Here is an 18164-nt window from a genome sequence, read left to right on the forward strand (position 1 = left end):
GATCCGCTGGTTGAGGTTGACTCACGTTCACCCCTCAGTGGTTGAGTAGGTACATGACGCATACCCACACCGACGACTACCGGCGCGCCGACGGCCGCGCGCTGCGCCTGACCTTCGCCGAGCCGGACGGCGTGGTCCGCGGCGGACTGGTGGTACTGCACGAAGCGGACGGCGTCACCGACGGGGTGCGCTTCCTGGTGTCCAGCCTGGCCGAGGAAGGCTGGCTGGCGGTGGCACCGCACATCTACGAGGCGGGCCAGGACGGCAAGCTCACCGGGCAGGACGTGCTCGACGCCACCGACATCACGCTGGCCTGGCTGGTCGAGCGCGGGGTGCAGGCCGATCTGCTCGGCGTGGTGGGCTTCGACCTCGGTGGCACGGCGGCGCTGGTGGTGGCTTCGAGCAGGCGGCTGGGGGCGGCGGTGAGCGTCGGCGGCCAGTCCTCGACGAACGACCTGCCCGCGCTGGTGGACATCGCGGGCAAGCTGACCAGCCCGTGGCTCGGCATCTACGGCGATTCCGGTGACGAGACCGGGGTGGCCGAGGTGGAGCGCCTGCGCGAGGTCGCCGCGTCGTCGAAGGTCGCCACGAACGTGGTCCGCTACCCGGGCGCCAACCACCGGTTCGACGCCGATCCCGGTGCCGCCGCGGAAGCCTGGCAGCGCACGCTCAGCTGGTTCGACGCGCATCTGCGCTGACGCGGGAGCGAACCGGTACTGCCCTGCGTCCAAGCCCGGTACAGTTCAGCTTTGAGTGTCACGCAGGGTGGGGATTCGAAATGGCTGCTGTGAACAAACCCGCGAGCACACCACCGCCGGCCTTCGGGTCCGCGGCGGGCGGCGCGCTCGCCCCGATCGCCGGGGATGTCCGGAACGTCAAGATGGAGGCCAAGAAGGGCAGTCTCCAGCTCAGCGACGAAGCAGCGGAGGGGCTGCTCGGCGCGCTCGCCGAAATCGAGGCCACGGTCAACCAGCTGATCCGGGACTCGAAGGAACTGGACGTACCGCTGCGGCTGGGCGCCAACTTCGTCGGCCGCACCATGGGCGAGCGCCTGCGCGAGGCGGCGAACTCGGCGGCGACCCCGGTGCTGCAGGACTTCGGGAGCGTGCTCAACGACCTCGAACTCACCGTGCGGGCCGCGCGGAAGAACTTCAAGGCCACCGACGCGGAAGCGCAGGCGCTCCTGGCCGAAGCGCGCCGGCGCCTGGACGACGTGGCGGACAGCGGTGAGTTCAGGTGAACCGTCCCGACGAGGCGCGCTGCCTGCCGTACCCGCCGCCCTACCCGTCCGAGGAGCCCGAACCGGTCGCCGGTGATCTGGGCATCCCGGTCGACTGGCTGACCTACCCGCACCCCGACCTGTACACCATGGTGCACGAGGACGTGGACCTCGGCGGCGCGCAGACCGTCGCCGCGACCTGGGCGACCCTCGGCGACAAGCTGACGCAGATCGGCGCCGAACTGCGGGCCGCGATGGCGAAGGCGAGCCAGGGCTGGACCGGGGCGTCCGCGGAGAAGACCAAGGGGACCGTCGAGCGGCTCGCCGCCTGGTGCGACGAGACCGGCGTCCGGGCCACCGAGGTCTGCGGTTGCGTGACGCGGCAGGCGGAGAACGTGCGGGTCGCGATGAACACCATGCCCGAGCCGCGGATGACCGCGCTGCCGTACCCGATGCCCGCGGACGGCACGGCGGCCATGTCGTTCGCCGGTGGGCCGCAGCTGATCGCCGACGACGAGGCCGACCGGCGCGGCGGCGACGAACTGCACCAGCGGGCCGCCGACGTGATGAAGCAGTTCCAGGAGGAGACGTACGAGGTCTACGGGACCGTGCCGGAGTTCAGCACGCCGACCGGCGAGCAGATCACCTACCGCACGCCCGAAGTGCCGCCCGACGAGCCGACGCCGTCCGAGCCGAAACCCGAAGCGGCACCGCCGGACGACTCGACCGGTGCCAGCGGCGTGACCGACAACCCGGTCGACGGGGTGATCGGCGGCTACGCGCCGCGTGAGCCGTCGCCGTCGGCCCCGGTTCCGATGGTCGGTGGCGGTGGCCAGGTCGGCGGTGCCATGCAGGACCCGATCGCGGGCGGGCGCGCAGGTGCGCACCCGGGCGCGCCGGGGCCGGGTGTCGCGCCCGCGGCCGCCGCGGCCGCCGCGCGTGGTGGTGGCACGGGCGGCATGCCGATGGGCGCGATGCCGATGGGCGCGGGCGGTCAGCGGCAGGAGGACGTCGAGCACAAGCTGCCGGGCTACCTGCAGGAAGAGGACAACATCTTCGCGGCCGACCTCAAGGTCGCGCCGCCGGTGCTCGGTGAGGAAGGGCCGCGTCGCCGTGCGTGACCCCGAAAGCGGCTGGATCCGCTTGTACCCCAACGAATTCTTCCTGCTGTGGACGCGACTCGGGCTCGGTGAACCGCCGAGCGTGCTCGGCATCCGGCACGTCGGGCGGACGGCTGCCGCGCGCCGGTGGCACGCCGAAGCCGCCGACGCCGAACTCAGCGCGCGGGACCTCGGCACGATGGACTACCCGGCGCGGGATCTGGTGCAGCTGCTCAAGATCCTGGGCGAAAGCGAACTGCGGCTCGACCTCCACCTCGCCGGTGAGCGTGGCGAGGTCCGGTCGTTCTCGGCTGCCGGTCGCCAGGGCGCGGCGACGGCCGAGGTGATCGGCGGGGAGGTCCGCGTCGGTCCCGTGCGTGAGCCGATGCTGGTGGCGACCATGCTCGACGCGCTCAAGCCGCTGCCCGCGGCGCCGGGTGGTCCGGCGAACGTGCGGGTGGAGGATTTCCACGAAGCCTGCGCGGAAGGCGAACGCGACGGCCAAGCCGGGTTCCTGGGCAGGCTCGAGGACAGCGGCGTGCGCGGCGGCGAGGCGGGCATCCTGCTGCGGTTGCTCACCAGGCGGACCGGCGGCGGGCAGATCGGCGCCGGTGTGCGCGGCCGTTCGGGGCGCTGGTCGCGGGCGGGCAGCGTGGTCAACTGGGTGGACACCGACGAAGGCCGGTATGCCCTGCGCACGCGTGGCGGCTGGCTGACCGCGACGCCGGTGGACCCGCTCCGGCTGAGGGTGTGGGCTCAGGACATGGTCGGGGAGCTCGTCGGTCAGTAGGCTCCGCCGTATGACCAGCGACACCCCTGAAGTGCTGTGGCGGCCGGATGTGAACCGGGACACCAAGATCGACCAGTTCCGCGGGTGGCTGCGGGACAACCGCGGGGTCGCGACCGACGACTACAACTCGCTGTGGGAGTACTCCACCACCGACCCCGCCGGGTTCTGGTCCGCGACCGCGGAGTTCATGGGCGTGCGCTGGCACGACGAGCCGACCGAGGTCCTCTCCGGTGCCATGCCGTCCGCGCGCTGGTTCGAGGGCGGCACGCTGAACTACGCCGAGCACGCGCTGAGCCCCGGGGTCGCGGGCGCGCCCAAGGCCGACGACGAGCTCGCGGTGATCTTCCACCGCGAGGACGGCCTGGCGGCGCAGCTGACCTACGGCGCCCTGCGCGCCCAGGTCGCCGCCGCGCGTTCGGCGTTGAAGGAGCTGGGTGTCACGAAGGGCGACCGGGTGGTCGCGCTGGCGCCGAACAGCCCGCAGACCCTGGTCGCCTTCCTGGCCGCGGCCAGCCTGGGCGCGGTGTGGTCCTCGTGCTCGCCGGACTTCGGCGTGCGCGCCATCGTGGACCGGTTCGCGCAGATCGAGCCGGTGGTGCTGATCGCGGTGAACGGCTACGCCTACAACGGCCGCTGGTTCGACACCCGGCCGACCGTGACCAAGCTGCGCGAAGAGATCCCGGGGCTGAAGGCGACCGTGCTGGTCGACTACGCCGGCGGGCCGCTGGCCGGCACGCACGACTGGGACACGCTGCTGGCGTCGCACGCCGACGCTCCGCTGGAATTCGATCCGGTGCCGTTCGACCACCCGCTGTGGGTGCTGTACTCCTCGGGCACGACGGGGTTGCCGAAGGGCATCGTGCACGGGCACGGCGGCATCGTGGTGGAGCACCTGAAGGCGCTGGCGCTGCAGAGTGATCTGGGGCCGGGTGAGCGGTTCTTCTGGTTCACCACCACCGGCTGGATGATGTGGAACTTCCTCATCTCGGGGCTGCTGGTCGGGTCGACGATCGTGCTGTTCGACGGCAGCCCGGGGTATCCGGACCTGAACGCGTTGTGGCAACTGGCCGAGCAGCACCGCGTGACGTACTTCGGCACGTCGGCGCCGTACATCCAGAGTTGCCTGAAGGCGCACGTCAGGCCCTCTCGGGACTACGACCTCACCGCGCTGCGCGCCCTCGGCTCGACCGGGGCGCCGCTGAGCCAGGAGGGTTTCCGCTGGATCGCCGACGAGGTGGGGCGGAAGGTGCAGATCTGCTCGGTGTCGGGTGGGACGGACCTGTGCACCGCGTTCGTCGGCGCGTCACCGGACACACCGGTGTGGCTGGGAGAGCTGTCGAACCGCTCGCTGGGCGCCGCGGTGCAGGCCTACGACGAGGCCGGGAACGCGGTCGTGGAGGAGGTCGGCGAACTGGTGGTGACCGAGCCGATGCCGTCCATGCCGGTGTTCTTCTGGAACGATCCCGACGGCACCCGCCTGCGCGAGGCGTATTTCGACGTCTACCCGGGCATCTGGCGCCACGGAGATTGGATCAAGATCACATCCAGGGGCTCCGCGGTCATCTACGGCCGCAGCGACTCGACCCTGAACCGCGGCGGCGTCCGCATGGGCACGGCGGAGTTCTACCGCGTGGTGGAGAACTTCGATCAGGTCGCGGACTCGCTGGTGATCGACACCTCGGCCGCGGGTGCCGAAGGTGAACTGCTCTGTTTCCTGGTGCTGGCCCCAGGTTCGTCTCTGGAGGACATCGAGCCCGCGCTGCGCAAGGAGCTGCGAAGCGCCCTCTCACCGCGTCACGTGCCCGACCGCTTCGTGGTGGTCGAGGAGGTCCCGCGCACGCTGAACGGCAAGAAGTGCGAGGTGCCCGTGAAGAAGATCCTCTCCGGCGTGGACCCGGAACGCGCGGTCAGCCGGGACGCCCTCCTCAACCCGGACGCCCTTACCCCATTCGTGGCCCTATCTGCCCGCTGACCTGGGGTTATGGTTGATCTGGGGGGTGGCTTCACGCGGTCGAGGGGCGGTGTGTAATCTTTACGAGCAGTGGTCGTTCGACCTGGGAGGCTTCGCCTAGTCTGGTCTATGGCGCCGCACTGCTAATGCGGTTGGGGGTAACCCCCCCTCCCGGGTTCAAATCCCGGAGCCTCCGCTGGAGCTCGGTCCGCCGAGCACCACACCCGGTCGTCCGACCGGCACAACTGAACACGAGCGCCCGTAGCTCAACGGATAGAGCATCTGACTACGGATCAGAAGGTTAGGGGTTCGAATCCCTTCGGGCGCGCGTCTGGTTGAGACGGCGAAGAGCCCCCTGGCAACAGGGGGCTCTTTTCTTTTCAGTGCACCTGGTCCCAGGTGCACTGAACCACGGCGCGGGCCTCGTCGGCCGTGATGGTCAGGCGGGTTTGGCCGGAAGCTCACGCTGCCAGTGATTTTCGTCCGGTGCTCGGGCGAACGCGCTGGCGTGCGGTGGTTTGTTCGTCGGCCCGAATTTTCGGAAGAGGACGGCGGCTTCCCGGTTGGAGCGCGTCAAAGCCGACGAGCAGCCAGAGGTCGTACAGGTCCCGCAGCGCGGCGCGATCGAGCCAGGCGGCGGTTTCCACGCGGCGAAGGATTCGATGGTCGGCACGGTCAGCGTGGCTGCTGGCGCGTCGGAATAGCGCTGCGCCAAGGCGCGCGGCTCGGTCGGCCATGGCGGATAGCCGGTGCGGTTGAGCAGTTGCACGCGGACCGTGAGACCGTCGGCGGAGATCAGGACGGCGGGGTCGGTGTCGCGGACGCGGGTTAGCGGCGGGCTCCCAGCGGAGGCCGGGGAACTCACGGCGAGTCCGCCGCCGGATGGTCCGTTCGAGCTGTTTGGCGATCTTCGTGCGCGAGGTCAGTGCGATGAGGTCGATGTTCTCTGAGAGACGACCGCCGGGGGCGAAACTGCGGGAAAGCGCTGTGCCGCCGAAGAAGAGCACTTGATCCGCGAATTCGTCGCTGAGGATGGCTAGCAAGTGGGGATCAGGTGGTCGCGGCGCACCTGTGCGCTGGTGACGCCGAACTGTTCGGCCACCGCGCATTCTTCCGGTTCGAGCATGTAGGTCAGTCTCCAGCGAGAAGCCGTCGGAGGGTCGCCTGCCGACGTTGGGCGATTGCCAGCTCCTCGAGGATGTCCTGGTCGGCGCGGGGCAGCAGGGCGTGTGCCGTAGCGGTGGATTCGTCGGGCAGGTCGCCGAGCCGAGTACGGGCCGCGAGGTCGAGCACGGTCTGCTCAGCGGTGGTTACCCAGTATGTACCCAGCTCGTCGCTCTGCCGTTCTACGTCCAAAGTGGATACCTTGCGGCGGACGTACATCGCGGGTCGCGGCACGGTCGCCGAACCGCGGTGGCGACCGATGCCGGCCCGCGGCGACGATGGCCACGCCCAGCGCGCGGGGAATCGCACCGTGCAGCCGGGCTGCGGACAACCCATCGCCGCGACGGTGTCCACACCTTCGTCGGCCACCGCGATCTCCACCGCCGCCGGCTCTAGCTCCGGCAGCCACCCGATCATCCGGCACGACGGCGTAGTACCCGCTGGCCAGACGGTGAAGGGCGCCGACCCGGGCCTAGCCGCGCGATCTCGGGGCGGGCGTGCGCGTAGACCCGCGCCGCGTCACGCGGCCGGCTCACCCGCATCGCCCACTGAGCAACACGGCGGAACACGAGCAGGAGCATGCGCCACGAGTGTCACCTCCGCAGGGTTAGACCCCTACGTTCATGCCAATTGTCGAGCAATTCACCCAAGGACCTGGGCCGCGTCGCCTGGGCGCGGCCCAGGTCCCCCGAGTTAGCTCACGAAGTTGGCTACCATGGGTACTTCGTCAGCCACTCCACGCAGAACATGATCACCTCCTCGGCGGCCATCAGTGCCGCGCGCCTGAACAGCGTTCGCCAGATGGCCTGCTGGCGCTGCTGCCAGTAGAGCTTCCACTGGGTGAGATACGCGACGGGTTCCGGCAGTTCAGGGTCGCGAGGACTACCCTTCACTAAGGACCTCCTAAGTCGAAGCAAGTCGATCGGGACGGTTCCGAGGAGGAGGGTCGGCCGGTCAGGCGCCTAACCGAAGCCGGTCGACTCTTCTCTGCTGCTCGCCGATTGGCGGGAGGTCTTCCCGTCATCGATGGGCAGCCAACTATTTCAAGGTTCATTAAGATGACTTCGGGGCATGTGCAACGCGCATGACCACTCAGCTTTGCGATGTGAAGTTTTCGAACTTTTCAATTTCCTCCTAGTGGGCTGCCGTGGCACTCGTGGCAGCAATTCTTGAACCTCCCTCCGTGATCTAAATCGCGAAAGGTGGGCTCAGGCTACACGGTACGAGCGTAGATTACGAACCGCCCTCCTGCGGGTGTGTTGCAGCTGATTTTGGCCAACTTCCGACACATCTGGTGACCCGTCAACAATGGAGACATGTCGACACGGGCCTCAATGTGTCGTTGCGCCGGTCCCCCTGCTGGCGGGGATAACCAGAGAACGTTAAGTGTCGTTGCGCCGGTCCCCCTGGGGTGGAGATTATGGTGCCGTTGATCTCTTCCATGTGCCCTGACCTCGCCTTATGTTGGAAGAAGCGTCTGCCCGCCTCGATGAGACCCGGGTTGTCCTGAGTCCTTTTTGGGCACGCCTGGGACTTGCGACCGCAATGATTCCGAAATTCGCGCACTATACCCGAGTGGCGTCGTGATGTCAAAATCATAATAGCCTGCCCTGAGGTCGAGATCGAAGCGGCGGCATTATAGGGCAAACGCAACCTAGCTTCCAGGGTGAAATTTTTTTGTTAGAACATCGTTGTCTCTGCTGAAGCTTCCGGCGCGGATAGTTGGCTGAACATGCCCAGTTGTGCTATCAAGGTTAGTGGCGGCCAGCTAAGCCGTGACGGTGGTCGTCAGCCTTATAAAGGAGACACAAAGGTGCTTCCCTCGTGGACGGATCCCGACCTGGGTTCGATGAAACGCGTTGCTTTGTGGCTGCTCACTGTTGTGGGTGAAGGGCAGGAGTTCACCAAGGAGGAGTTACGCCAGGCGTTTCCCGGTGTGTCGCAGGTGGATCGGCGCATGCGGGACCTGCGAGACTTCGGGTGGCGCATCGACACCAACAGGGAGGATCCAAGCCTGGAAGCCCACCAGCAGCGCTTCGTCCGAGCTGGGGTGTCTGTCTGGGAGCACGGCAAAGCCACCCGGCCGGCGGGCGCGGTGGTCAGTGCTGCACGCCGACGGGAGGTCATGGCTGCTGACGACTACATGTGCAGGTCATGCGGCATCACCACGGGCGACACCTATCCCGGCAGCTACGAGCGTCCTCAGCTCGACATCGCGCGCCGCGAGGTGCGGAAGGCTGACGGCAAAACCGAGGTTCAGCTGGTGACGGAATGCAAGAAGTGCCGTGTTGGCGGACGTGGAATGGTGGTTGATCTGGCCGGGGTGACCGAAGAGGCCGACGCGCTTGATCCGCAGAGCCGGAAGCTGCTCGCCGGATGGATGGAAGCGGGCGAGCGCGTCTTCACGCCGGCGGAGCGCGTCTGGAGCAACTACCGGGCCCTCCCGGAGGAGTCCCGCGCGGCATTGCGTGCCACGCTGGGACTTGGCTGATCTCGGCGACCACCAGTACCAGGAGTGAACAGTGACGAAGGACTATGGCCGACCGCCGCGTGCTGATGAGAACCGTGTGCTGATCGGCCGTCGTCGCAAGGAGGTCGCTGATGCTGGCGGGCCGCGGGAGACGGTGACTGTTGACTGGCGCGGCAGGCCGACACACCTCGATGTGATCCAGATGCCGATCGGGGAGCTGTACTACAACCCGGCGACACATCGGATCAGGGCTCAGCGCAGCCACGATCCCAAGCGGGACAAACTTCTCGAGACGCAGCCCTGGGCGCCGGAAAGCCAGGAGTACCTGGGTTTCTTGCTGAAAGCGTTGCCGGCGAATCCAGCGTCCGACGATCCAGAGTTCGCGAAGCTGAAGAGCGATCTCGAGACCTACGGTCAGAACGAGCCGGGGTTAATCACGCCCGATGGCGTTCTGGTCAACGGCAACACCCGCCGCGCCGCACTGCTTGATCTTGGCCCTCCCACGCAAAACATGCGCGTGGGGGTGCTGCCCGACTCGTGTGACTGGAACGACGTTCGTGACATCGAGCTCTCGCTTCAGCTGCGCAAGGAACACCGTCGCGACTACTCATACATCAACCGGCTTCTAGCGATCGATGAGCTTGCTGCGCAAGGGCATTCAGCGGAGGCCATCGCGTCGATCTTCCGGATCCGGGTCTCAACGTGCAGGCAGGACCAGTGGGTGCTCTCCTGTATCAGGTCGATGATCGAGCGGAGCCAAGAGAGCGGTGTGCGACTCCCGCTGGTGGCGTTCGAAGACCAGACCGAGAAGCTCCGTGAGCTGCACCGTCGTTATGCCAAGGATGCTGCGGTAAACCAGGACCAAGCCGCCCTGATCCTCGAGTCCAGGCTTGCGGCGATCATGCTGGGCAAGTCGAAGACCGATGTGCGGTTGATCGAGCCTGACTTCCAGGACCGGTACCTACGGCAGTTGCTGCCGGACGAGCTGAAGCCCGAAACCGAAACATCCTCTGTGCAGATCCCTGGGCTTGGCAGGACGGTCAAGGGACCTTCCCAGACACTGGCCGCAGCTAAGGCGCTCACCGACACGGTGTTGAAGGCCAAGGCGGTTTCCGCAGCTGGCGCGGCACTGCCCGAAGCAACACGGGTGAAAGCGGAGCAGAAGACGCAGGTCATCCTGGGAGCGATGGAACGGGCGCTGGATTACGCGGGTAAGGACGACCGTGTGCGCAAGCGCAAGCAAGCGGCGCCGGACCGACTGGTCGAGGCCACCCGCATGGTCGAGCAGTGCACGACTGACCTGGTGATCTCCCGCGGTTCGAGGAGCCTGGACGAGGAACTCTTCGACGAGGAGATGCTGAACCTCAAGAAGAGCCTTGCCAAGCTTGCCAGGGAAGCCAGGAGGACGATCGCCGAGCCGGGCGATGGTGTGTCGTGGTTGCTCGATGCCATGCAGGTGGAGTCCTGAGTGCCAGCCGGGGGGAGCCGAGTCTAATCATCGGCTTCGACATCACCCGCACCCAGGCTCTCTTGCGGACCACAGCTGAGTTCAAGTCGGCTTTGGTCAGGCTGCTCACGGGGTTCCCGGCTGGCCGCCTGGCCGACCTGCAGGACGCGACCATCCCGGTAGAGGAATTCCTGGCTGGCATCGGAGTGCTGGCTGAGTGGCCGGATCCAGAAGGAGTTGTCTGGGAGGAACAGTTCCGCGCCGTTGCTGAAGAAATGCTCAATGACGCGGATCGCGCGGAGCGTCGGCTCGCGGGTGAGCCAGATGAGTTGACAATCACCGCGGATGACGTCCTTGGGCTGCTGGGCGCCGATTGGATCGGCGACCTGACGGAGTTCCAGCTTCGGGACGCGGCAGCTTTGCTGTCGCTGGGGCACAGCGCTAACTTCAGCGTTCCCGGGGCAGGCAAAACGCGTGTGGCTCTGGCGGTCTTCGCCGCACTGCGCGAGCGCGGTCAGGTGGACCGGCTGCTCGTGGTGAGCCCAAAGTCTGCTTATGAGGCATGGCAGTTCGAGAGCGTGATTTGTTTCGAGCAGCCGTTGAACATGCATGTGCTGACCAAGCGGGTGCCGGCTGGCACGGAGCTGTTGCTGGTGAACTACGAGCGGCTGGACCGGGTAGCTACTGAACTGGCGGAGTGGCTGGAATCCGCTCCAACGATGATGGTTCTCGATGAAGCGCACAGGATGAAGCTCGGTGGAGCTGGCGTTTACGGCGCCACCTGCCTGGCACTTGGCCCGCTCAGCCGGGTTCGCATGATCATGACCGGGACACCGGCTCCTAACGGTGCCAAGGATCTCGAGAGCCTCATGGCCTTCGTATGGCCAGGCCGGGGCCGCCGGGTCGTCACCCAGGCGATGGATGGTGGCAACCTCGCCCATGCGAGCCGGGTGCTGAAACCCTTGTACACCCGGACGACCAAGCACGAGCTGGGGCTCCCCCCAGTGGCGACAACGATCCGCCAGGTGGAGATGCCGCGTCTGCACCGGGAGATTTACGATGCTCTGGTCGGCCGGTTCACCGCTCGTGCGGAGCGCGGCCGCTCGGACTTCGAAGCGCTGGGGAACACCGTGCTGCGCCTGCTGATGGCCGCCACCAGCCCTGCCCTGCTGGCCAAGGGGTCCACTCGGTATGAGCCCCTGTCGTTCCAGGTTCCCCCGTTGGAGATTCCTCAACACGATCAGCTCTACACGCTGCTCAAGGAGCTGCCCAGCTACGAAGTGCCACCCAAATACCAGGAGGCACTGACTGTCGTGGCCGACAATGCCACACGCGGGCGGAAGACGCTGGTCTGGTCGAGTTTCGTCCGGAGCATCATGACGCTGGAGCTGCTGTTCAAGGAGTTTTCGCCGGCCGTGGTGCACGGCGGCACCACTGATCGGGAAGAACAGATCCGGCGGTTCCGCAAAGATCCGGGCTGCGCCGTACTCGTGTCCAATCCCGCGACACTCGGGGAAGGCATCAGCCTGCACCAAGTGTGCCATGACGCCGTCTATGTGGACCGGGACTTCCAGGCCGGCCGGTTCTTGCAAAGCCTGGACCGAATCCACCGCCTGGGCCTTGCGCCGGACACGCAGACCCGTGTGACTGTGCTCGCAGCGCGGGAGACGATCGATGAGCTAGTAGCGACGAGGCTCAGGGAGAAGCTCGAGTTCATGGGCCGGATACTCGATGATCCGTCAGTGCGGCAACTCGGTGATCCAGAGGAGGAGCCAGCCCTGGCTGCGGGCATGGACATGGGTGACGTCCGGGCTCTGATGGATCACCTCGACCACCGCGGTTAGCCAGAAGCCAGCGTTTCCAGCAGTAGCCCGTAGTCGAGAAGCCTGCGCTGGCCGACAACTTCTCGCCACGCGGCGGCCTGGTCGGGGTTGGCGTTTTCCTTCACGCTCGTGGCCAGTGCGTCGAAGGCGACGTGGTAGACCGCGTCCACTTCGCCAGTTCCCCTGGCGATAGCAGCCAGGCGGCTTGGCAATGGTTCCGCGGTCACGGTGACCAGGTGAGGTTGGCGGCCTCGGCGATGCCGGATCATCTGCAGGCATTCGTGGCGGATGTTCTGGACTCGATCCGATCGAATCGTCCATTTGCAGGCGACGGCGGCGTGCAGCAGCGGGCGGGCGGACGCGGTCTTGACGCCCTTGATCGCAACCGTTACGTCGGGCTTGATGAGGTAGTCCGTGCCGATGGTGATCCGCAACTCGGGGTTTGCTTTGACCAGCTGGTCCAGCTCGTCAAGATGCGCGTACTGATCGAATTCGGCGATGACCGCGCCTCTGGTGACATCCCAGTGGCGATCGGGGTGCAGCCTGCCGAGTGAAGAACTGAGGTCTTCACGGACAGCCTCTTCGAGCGGGGTGCCCGGACTGGCTGGGACCCGCGACGGCACACCGCCTTCCACACCGAGTGCATCGAGCATGCCACCCGCGATACGCAGGGATTCGGCGTTGTCGCTGTCAGCGCAGTTGGCGACGAGCTCGTGGTTCAGCTTGTTCTTGCTCGACCTTTTCCAGCCCAGCAGTTGCTTGGCGAAGCGTGCGTTCATCTCACCCCTCGTGGATGAACGCAGACTAGCTGATCTTGGCGCGGTGCTTCAAGAAGTACTCATGCCGATCGTGCTGCTCCTGGCCGGTGAATGCCTTGAACTGGCCGAGCCGGTACAGCGTTGTGCCGTTGCCTGGTTCGATCTCGATTTCGAAGTCCTTGCTCAACAGACTGATGCGCCGCTCGAGGTCAGATGCGTCCATCTTGTCCCCGGCTTCCATCAGCTTCTCCGCCTTGACGAAATCGCTCGCAGTGCGCAGCACCCGGTAGACGGGGTCGTGCTCGGTGAGCTCGCGGACTACCTTGCTACCGCGGCGTTCGAACGCGTTCACGATGGCGGTACCCACAGCATGCGCGACCGGGGGTGGGAACGCGTTGCCGATCTGCCGGTAGCGCGAGGTCTTGCGGCCGGTGAACTCCCAGCGGTACTCGCCAGACCAGCCCTGGATCCGCGCGACCATGTCGCAGGTGAGTTTCGGCCCCACGGAGAACTTCTGGCCCGGTCCTGGCGGCTCGTCAGCTACACCCATCGCATCGACGCCCAGCTCGGCCCAGGCTCGTTTTGCCCGCGTGGGACCGAGATCGGCGCCGCCGTGCTTTTTGGAACCACCGACGATCGTGGGACCGATCTTGTTCGCCTTGGCAGCCCAGGCATCGGTGCCTTCCCATCCGCCGGCCGCCATCAGGTCCTTGATCGCCTCACCGACGGTGACCTCTTCGGTTGACTTCTCCGGCCAGGTGAAGTACTCGGCATCGGCTTCCTGAAGCGCCACGAGTACAAAGCGCGGGCGTAGCTGAGGAACACCGAAACTCGAAGCCTGAAGGAGTTTCCATTCAGCTACGTAACCCGCTGCGGTCAACCGGTCCAGGACGTGCTGCCGGTAGCCGGCGAACCGCGGCATGCTCAGTCCGCGGACGTTCTCCAGGAGCAGCGCCCGCGGCTTGATGAGGCACGCTTGCTCGACTGCCCAGGCGAACAGGTCGCGTTCGTCGCTGGCGCCCAGTTGCTTGCCCGCGATCGAGAAGGGGGGGCAGGGGACTCCGCCGGCCAGCAGGGACACCTCGGCGTAGTCGGCTGGCTTCCAGACTTCCGGGTCGGCGACATCGCCCTGCTTGACGATCTCCTCCGGCAGGTTCGCCTTGAGCGTTGTGCAAGCGTTTTCGTCGAGCTCCACGGCGAGCGTGTGCTTGAAGCCCGCCTTCTCCAGTCCGAGAGCCTGGCCACCTGCACCTGCGCAGATCTCGACGGCCTCGAAGGACTTAGCCATGGAACATCCCTTCGGGGTGGCGCGGCGTGGGCGGTGGTTGCCCGGTATCTTCCACCACGAGACTCGCTGCGGCGAGCACGGGCCTAGTGATCATGCCGGAGTAGTTGTGTCTGACCGAGCGGATGTGCGAGCGCAGGCCCACGCCAAAGGGATCTATCCTGCGCCGGCGAACGAGGGGCGTTCGCGCAACATGCGCGCCAACCGGCGTTCTGACACGAAGCCCGAAGTCGCACTCCGTAAGGAGCTGCATCGGCTTGGTTACCGGTACCGGAAGGACATGCGACTCGACCTCCCGGAGGGTGTGCGAGTCCGGCCGGACATCGTGTTCACCGCGCGCCGGATCGCGGTCTTCGTGGATGGTTGCTTCTGGCACGTCTGCCCCGAGCACGGCCGGGAGCCGACGTCCAACGAGTGGTACTGGACGCCCAAGCTCCGGCGCAACCAGGAGCGCGACCGCATTGCCACCAGCTCCCTCGAGCAGGCTGGCTGGCGGGTCGTGCGCATCTGGGAGCACGAGCCGCTGCCGGCCGCGGTGGCCGTGGTCACGGAGGCGGTCAAACACGCGTTCGATCTTAAGCCGGAGGATTAGCCAGCGGCCGCAGACACGCTGACGGCGGCGGCCTGTGCCACTACAGCCGATGGACAGCGGGGGTTCAATGGTGGGCGTGACTTGGTTCAGTGAGGACGAGCTGCGCTCCCTCGCCGGTAACGCGGTGTTCCAGCGTGGGCGTGGGATGGTCGGCAAGGTGGAGGACCTCGGCGGGCTGGTGGACGGGGTCACGGCGGTGGTCATCGGGTCGGAGCCGTATCGGGTGGGGCTCAAGCATCGCGGGGGGACCATCGAGGCCCGCTGCACCTGTCCGTTCGCGGCGGACGGGGCGGTGTGCAAGCACGCGGTGGCCGTCGGGCTTGCGTGGTTGCGTGGGAGCAAGCCGGTGGGGGATCAGGCCGTCGTGCGCAAGTACATCGACGAACTCACCAAGGACGAACTGGTCGACCTCGTCCTGAACGAAGCCGGCCGGGATGCCTCGTTGTTGCGCCGGTTGTCGTTGCGGGCGATGGCCAAGCAGACCGGGACCTTGAGCGGTCGCGTGGACGCGCTCGAGCAGGAGCAGGCGTTCCTCGAGGACGCGCGCGACGTGCTCGACCTGCTCGAAGAGGAACTCGCCGAGAATCGGGACCTCATTCGCCGGGCCGTGGAAGTGATGGCCCAGGTCGCGCCTGACATCGACGACGAGTCCGGCGCCGCGGCCGCTCATCTGCTCAGGGCGATCGCGTTGTACGCGCGTGCCTGTGCGGTGAACCGGCCCGACCGGCAGGAGCTGGCGAGTTGGATCGCCGGGTTCGAGAAGACGTTGCCCGGCTGGCTGCAGGTGCGGCCGTTCGCCGAGGCGCTCGAAGAGGACGGACTCCGTCACCTCGTCGAGCTGGCCGGTGACGAGCGCAAGCTGCGCGAACAGGCCGTCGAGGCGCTCGGTGACGTCGACGAACTGGTCAGCCTGCTCGCCGAGGACCCCCGCGTCGACCACGTCCGGATCGCCAAGGCGCTCTACGACGCCGGCCGCGTGGACGAGGCGATCGAGCGCGCCGAGCACAGCATGACCGAGCTGCCCGCGACCCGCTGCGGCGAGCTGGCCGAGTTCCTGGTCTCCGTGCACCTCGAGGCCGACCGCCCCGACCAGGCGTCGGCCGTGCTCGAGCGGTTTCTCTGGCGCTCGCCGACCAAGCAGGCGTACGACCAGCTCAAGGAACTCTGCGAACGCTTGGGCACCTGGCCCGAGCCGCGCAAGCGCGTGCTCCGGGTACTCCGCGCGTCCGCGCGTGAACGCCAGGCTGACCAGCTGATCGACGTCCTTCTCGCCGAAGGTGAGGCGGCGCAGGCGTGGGACGCCGCGGCCGAGTTCGGCTGCTCCCAGTCGGCTTGGCTGCGCGTGGCCGACCAGGTCGCCGAGGTCCGGCCCGCCGAGGTTGCCGGGGTGTACCGCCTGCTCGCGACCGACTGCGTCAAGCAGGCCAGCCGCGACGGTTACCGACAGGCCGTGGTGCTGCTGAAGAAACTCCGCCGGGTGCACGAACTCCTGGAAAGCGACGAGGAGTTCGACGACTACGTGGACGAGTTGCGCCGCGATAACGAGCGGCGCCCGGCTTTCCTCGACGAATTGCGCAAAGCCGGGCTATAGCTCGTTCCAGGCGGTGCTCAGCAGAGTCGCCGCTTCGGTCACTTCGGTGACCGTGTGCGACGCGGTCACCAGGAGCGTGACCGCCGTGCCGCCCTGGCAATCCCTTCGCAGCAACGCATCCACGCCTCCGGTCGCCAGCCGTTTGAGCAACCGGCGGCCGGCGGCGGCGGTGACCGGCGGAGTCGCCTGTGCGGGAAAAAGGCCGCCGGACAACGGCAATCCCTGTTCACCACAGGCACGTCGCAACTGCCGGACCCGGGACGCCAGCCGTTCTCGTGCGGCATTGCCCTCGGTCTGGTTGAGCCGCAATGCGTGTGCGGCGGCCGCGACGTCCACAGTGGATGGTGGACTCGCGTGCATGGCGCTGCCGCCGTGCTTGCGGATCCGGTCCACCAGCAGCTCCGGACCGGCGACCGTGGCGACCGGCGCACCGAAGGCGTTGGCCAGTGAGGACACCAGCACCACCGGCCCCTTGGTGCCCGCCAGCCGCAGGGAACCGCCGCCGCCGTCGCCGAACGGGTGGCCGGGGCCAGGCCGGTCGCCGAACAGGCCGAGCGCCTGGGTGTCGTCCAGCAGCAGCACCCCGTTGCGGGCGGGCAGCCGGCTGACCGTGGCGGACAGCGGGAACGGCTTGCCGCACCCGCCGCACACCCCGTCCGCGACCACCAGCGGCCGCAGGCCACGCGCGTGCAGCCGGTCGAGCGCGTTCGCCAGGGAACCGAGGTCCTGGTGCGGGATCCGCAGGACCGGGCGGCCCAGTCCGGCCGCCCGCCGGACCGCCCAGCGCGCGATCGGGTAGGCCGCCGCGTCCAGCACGATGCCGGTGCGCTCGTCGCCGAGCACCTCCAGGCTGTCGGCGAAGCCGTGCAGGGTCGACCGCGCCAGCAGCGCGCGTTCGGTGCCCTGCAGTTCCGCCAGTGCCTTCGCCACACCCTCGGCGACCGGGGGCACGCCGAGCGCGGCGGGCCGCCCGGTGGTCAGCGCGGACCAGCCGGGCAACTCCGTGCTCGCATGCCGCATGCCGAGGTAGAGCGAGGACGTGAAGTCGGCCCGCTGACGGCTCATACGGCACGATAACCCGCCGCGGACCGGGAAATCGTCGGCTCAGGCAGTGGAAACGACCGTTCTGGTGAGTTCGGTAATCCGGTTGGCCGATTCCCGGAACGGCGTGCCCACGGCCTGCAGCGTCAGCACCACCACGATCTTGTCGTCGTTGCCACCGACCGTGCCGCTGGTGTGCATCAGCGGGCTGGTCAGGTCGACGTCCGAAGTGGACGGTCCTTCCGGGGCGGGAGCGCCGCGGCCGCCACTGCATTCCTCGCCGGGCGGCGGGGTGTCACCCCAGGCCGACCAGCCCTGCTTGACCGCCCACGGTTCGGTCACCGCACTCGGGATTCCCCACGACTGGTCCCAGGCGCCGGAACACTTCGTCGCGGCACGCAGGTGTCCCATGATGAACGTGCGGTGCCCGGCATCCGCACTGTCCAATATGTACTGGTATAGCTTCACCACGTCCGCCGCGCTGGTCGAGGTGAAGCCCCACATGCCGGGGTTGGCCGGGGGAGCGGTGTCACTCAGCCCCAGCTTGGCGACCATGCGGTTGACGATTTCGCCGTAGCCACCGCGAACCCACAGCTGGCTGGCCGGATCGTTCGCGCTGCTGCGCAACATCGGCTGCATCAGCGCGGCGTCCGCGGCCGGGATTTCCTTGCCCGCGCCCAGGGTTTCCAGGTAGTCCAAGGCGATCAGGATCTTGACCACCGACGCCGAGCGGAACCGCACGTGCTCGTCCTGCGCGACGGTGTGGCCGGAGGCGCGATCGAGGGCGAGGTAGCTCGCCGTCATCCCGGGTGGCAGGTCGATCGCCGCCGAGGCGGGCGGCGCGAAGAGGGCCGCGGCCAGGGTGGCCCCGGCCAGCGCCGGAGCCAGTCTGCGAAAACTGATCACGATGTACACCCCAGTTCTGGTCACTTT

Annotated in this window: 17 protein-coding genes, 2 tRNA genes and 1 pseudogene; 12 read left to right on the top strand and 8 right to left on the bottom strand. The window is 67.3% G+C overall.

Annotation, left to right across the window (positions count from 1 at the left end; translation table 11 throughout):
* Positions 1–53: 53 nt before the first annotated feature.
* From L3Q67_RS12440 to L3Q67_RS12470, 7 genes are all read left to right on the top strand, one after another.
* Positions 54–698, top strand: a complete 645-nt coding sequence (locus tag L3Q67_RS12440; RefSeq protein WP_209663150.1) for a dienelactone hydrolase family protein — start codon at positions 54–56, stop codon at positions 696–698.
* A gap of 80 nt (positions 699–778) precedes the next feature.
* Positions 779–1240, top strand: coding sequence for a hypothetical protein (locus L3Q67_RS12445; RefSeq protein WP_499189656.1), 462 nt, complete (start codon positions 779–781; stop codon positions 1238–1240).
* A complete protein-coding gene (locus L3Q67_RS12450; RefSeq protein WP_499189657.1) occupies positions 1237–2340 on the top strand; it encodes a WXG100 family type VII secretion target in 1104 nt (367 codons plus the stop codon). Before L3Q67_RS12445 ends, L3Q67_RS12450 begins: the two co-directional genes overlap by 4 nt.
* A complete protein-coding gene (locus L3Q67_RS12455; protein ID WP_499189658.1) occupies positions 2333–3109 on the top strand; it encodes an ESX secretion-associated protein EspG in 777 nt (258 codons plus the stop codon). The genes L3Q67_RS12450 and L3Q67_RS12455 overlap by 8 nt, the downstream gene beginning before the upstream one ends.
* Positions 3110–3119: 10 nt before the next feature.
* The gene (locus L3Q67_RS12460; RefSeq protein WP_499189659.1) at positions 3120–5081 is read left to right on the top strand and encodes an acetoacetate--CoA ligase; all 1962 of its coding nucleotides are present in this window, start codon (positions 3120–3122) and stop codon (positions 5079–5081) included.
* A gap of 85 nt (positions 5082–5166) precedes the next feature.
* A tRNA-Ser gene (locus L3Q67_RS12465) sits at positions 5167–5256 on the top strand.
* A 59-nt stretch (positions 5257–5315) separates the two neighbouring features.
* Positions 5316–5388: transfer RNA gene (locus tag L3Q67_RS12470), tRNA-Arg, on the top strand.
* A 111-nt stretch (positions 5389–5499) separates the two neighbouring features.
* Here the strand turns inward: L3Q67_RS12470 and L3Q67_RS12475 are convergent.
* From L3Q67_RS12475 to L3Q67_RS12490, 4 genes and pseudogenes are all read right to left on the bottom strand, one after another.
* On the bottom strand, positions 5500–5925 hold the full coding sequence (locus tag L3Q67_RS12475; protein WP_499191814.1) for a hypothetical protein: 426 nt from the start codon (positions 5923–5925) through the stop codon (positions 5500–5502).
* A gap of 49 nt (positions 5926–5974) precedes the next feature.
* Positions 5975–6067: pseudogene (locus L3Q67_RS12480) on the bottom strand (nucleotidyl transferase AbiEii/AbiGii toxin family protein); the annotation flags it as partial.
* A 124-nt stretch (positions 6068–6191) separates the two neighbouring features.
* Positions 6192–6641: a hypothetical protein gene (locus L3Q67_RS12485; protein ID WP_499189660.1), complete on the bottom strand. Its 450-nt coding sequence runs from the start codon at positions 6639–6641 to the stop codon at positions 6192–6194.
* Positions 6642–6934: 293 nt separating this feature from the next.
* Positions 6935–7117, bottom strand: a complete 183-nt coding sequence (locus tag L3Q67_RS12490; protein WP_499189661.1) for a hypothetical protein — start codon at positions 7115–7117, stop codon at positions 6935–6937.
* 920 nt (positions 7118–8037) lie between these two features.
* Between L3Q67_RS12490 and L3Q67_RS12495 the strand changes: the two genes are divergently transcribed.
* From L3Q67_RS12495 to L3Q67_RS12505, 3 genes are all read left to right on the top strand, one after another.
* Complete coding sequence (locus L3Q67_RS12495; RefSeq protein ID WP_499189662.1) at positions 8038–8715, top strand: KpnI family restriction enzyme N-terminal domain-containing protein; 678 nt, start codon at positions 8038–8040, stop codon at positions 8713–8715.
* Between the two features lie 31 nt (positions 8716–8746).
* Positions 8747–10162 (top strand): ParB N-terminal domain-containing protein, encoded by a 1416-nt coding sequence (locus tag L3Q67_RS12500; protein ID WP_499189663.1) that lies wholly within the window; start codon positions 8747–8749, stop codon positions 10160–10162.
* A 62-nt stretch (positions 10163–10224) separates the two neighbouring features.
* On the top strand, positions 10225–11985 hold the full coding sequence (locus L3Q67_RS12505) for a DEAD/DEAH box helicase (protein ID WP_499189664.1): 1761 nt from the start codon (positions 10225–10227) through the stop codon (positions 11983–11985).
* Here L3Q67_RS12505 and L3Q67_RS12510 read toward each other — a convergent pair.
* Positions 11982–12743 carry a PDDEXK family nuclease gene (locus L3Q67_RS12510; protein ID WP_499189665.1) on the bottom strand — a complete coding sequence of 254 codons (762 nt, stop codon included), beginning with the start codon at positions 12741–12743 and terminating at the stop codon, positions 11982–11984. The genes L3Q67_RS12505 and L3Q67_RS12510 overlap by 4 nt on opposite strands.
* 25 nt (positions 12744–12768) lie before the next feature.
* Positions 12769–14010 (bottom strand): DNA cytosine methyltransferase, encoded by a 1242-nt coding sequence (locus L3Q67_RS12515; protein ID WP_499189666.1) that lies wholly within the window; start codon positions 14008–14010, stop codon positions 12769–12771.
* Positions 14011–14200: 190 nt separating this feature from the next.
* On the opposite strand from L3Q67_RS12515, the gene L3Q67_RS12520 reads away from it, so the two are divergent.
* Both L3Q67_RS12520 and L3Q67_RS12525 read left to right on the top strand, forming a co-directional pair.
* Positions 14201–14599, top strand: coding sequence for a very short patch repair endonuclease (locus L3Q67_RS12520; RefSeq protein ID WP_499191511.1), 399 nt, complete (start codon positions 14201–14203; stop codon positions 14597–14599).
* A 76-nt stretch (positions 14600–14675) separates the two neighbouring features.
* The gene (locus tag L3Q67_RS12525; RefSeq protein ID WP_499189667.1) at positions 14676–16190 is read left to right on the top strand and encodes an SWIM zinc finger family protein; all 1515 of its coding nucleotides are present in this window, start codon (positions 14676–14678) and stop codon (positions 16188–16190) included.
* On the opposite strand, the gene L3Q67_RS12530 is transcribed toward L3Q67_RS12525, so the two are convergent.
* On the bottom strand, positions 16185–17255 hold the full coding sequence (locus L3Q67_RS12530; RefSeq protein ID WP_499189668.1) for a PLP-dependent aminotransferase family protein: 1071 nt from the start codon (positions 17253–17255) through the stop codon (positions 16185–16187). The genes L3Q67_RS12525 and L3Q67_RS12530 overlap by 6 nt on opposite strands.
* Before the next feature lie 39 nt (positions 17256–17294).
* A complete protein-coding gene (locus L3Q67_RS12535) occupies positions 17295–18137 on the bottom strand; it encodes a serine hydrolase (protein WP_499189669.1) in 843 nt (280 codons plus the stop codon).
* Positions 18138–18164: the final 27 nt, after the last annotated feature.

Source organism: Saccharothrix sp. AJ9571 (assembly GCF_021725495.1).
GTDB classification, from domain to species: domain Bacteria; phylum Actinomycetota; class Actinomycetes; order Mycobacteriales; family Pseudonocardiaceae; genus Amycolatopsis; species Amycolatopsis magusensis.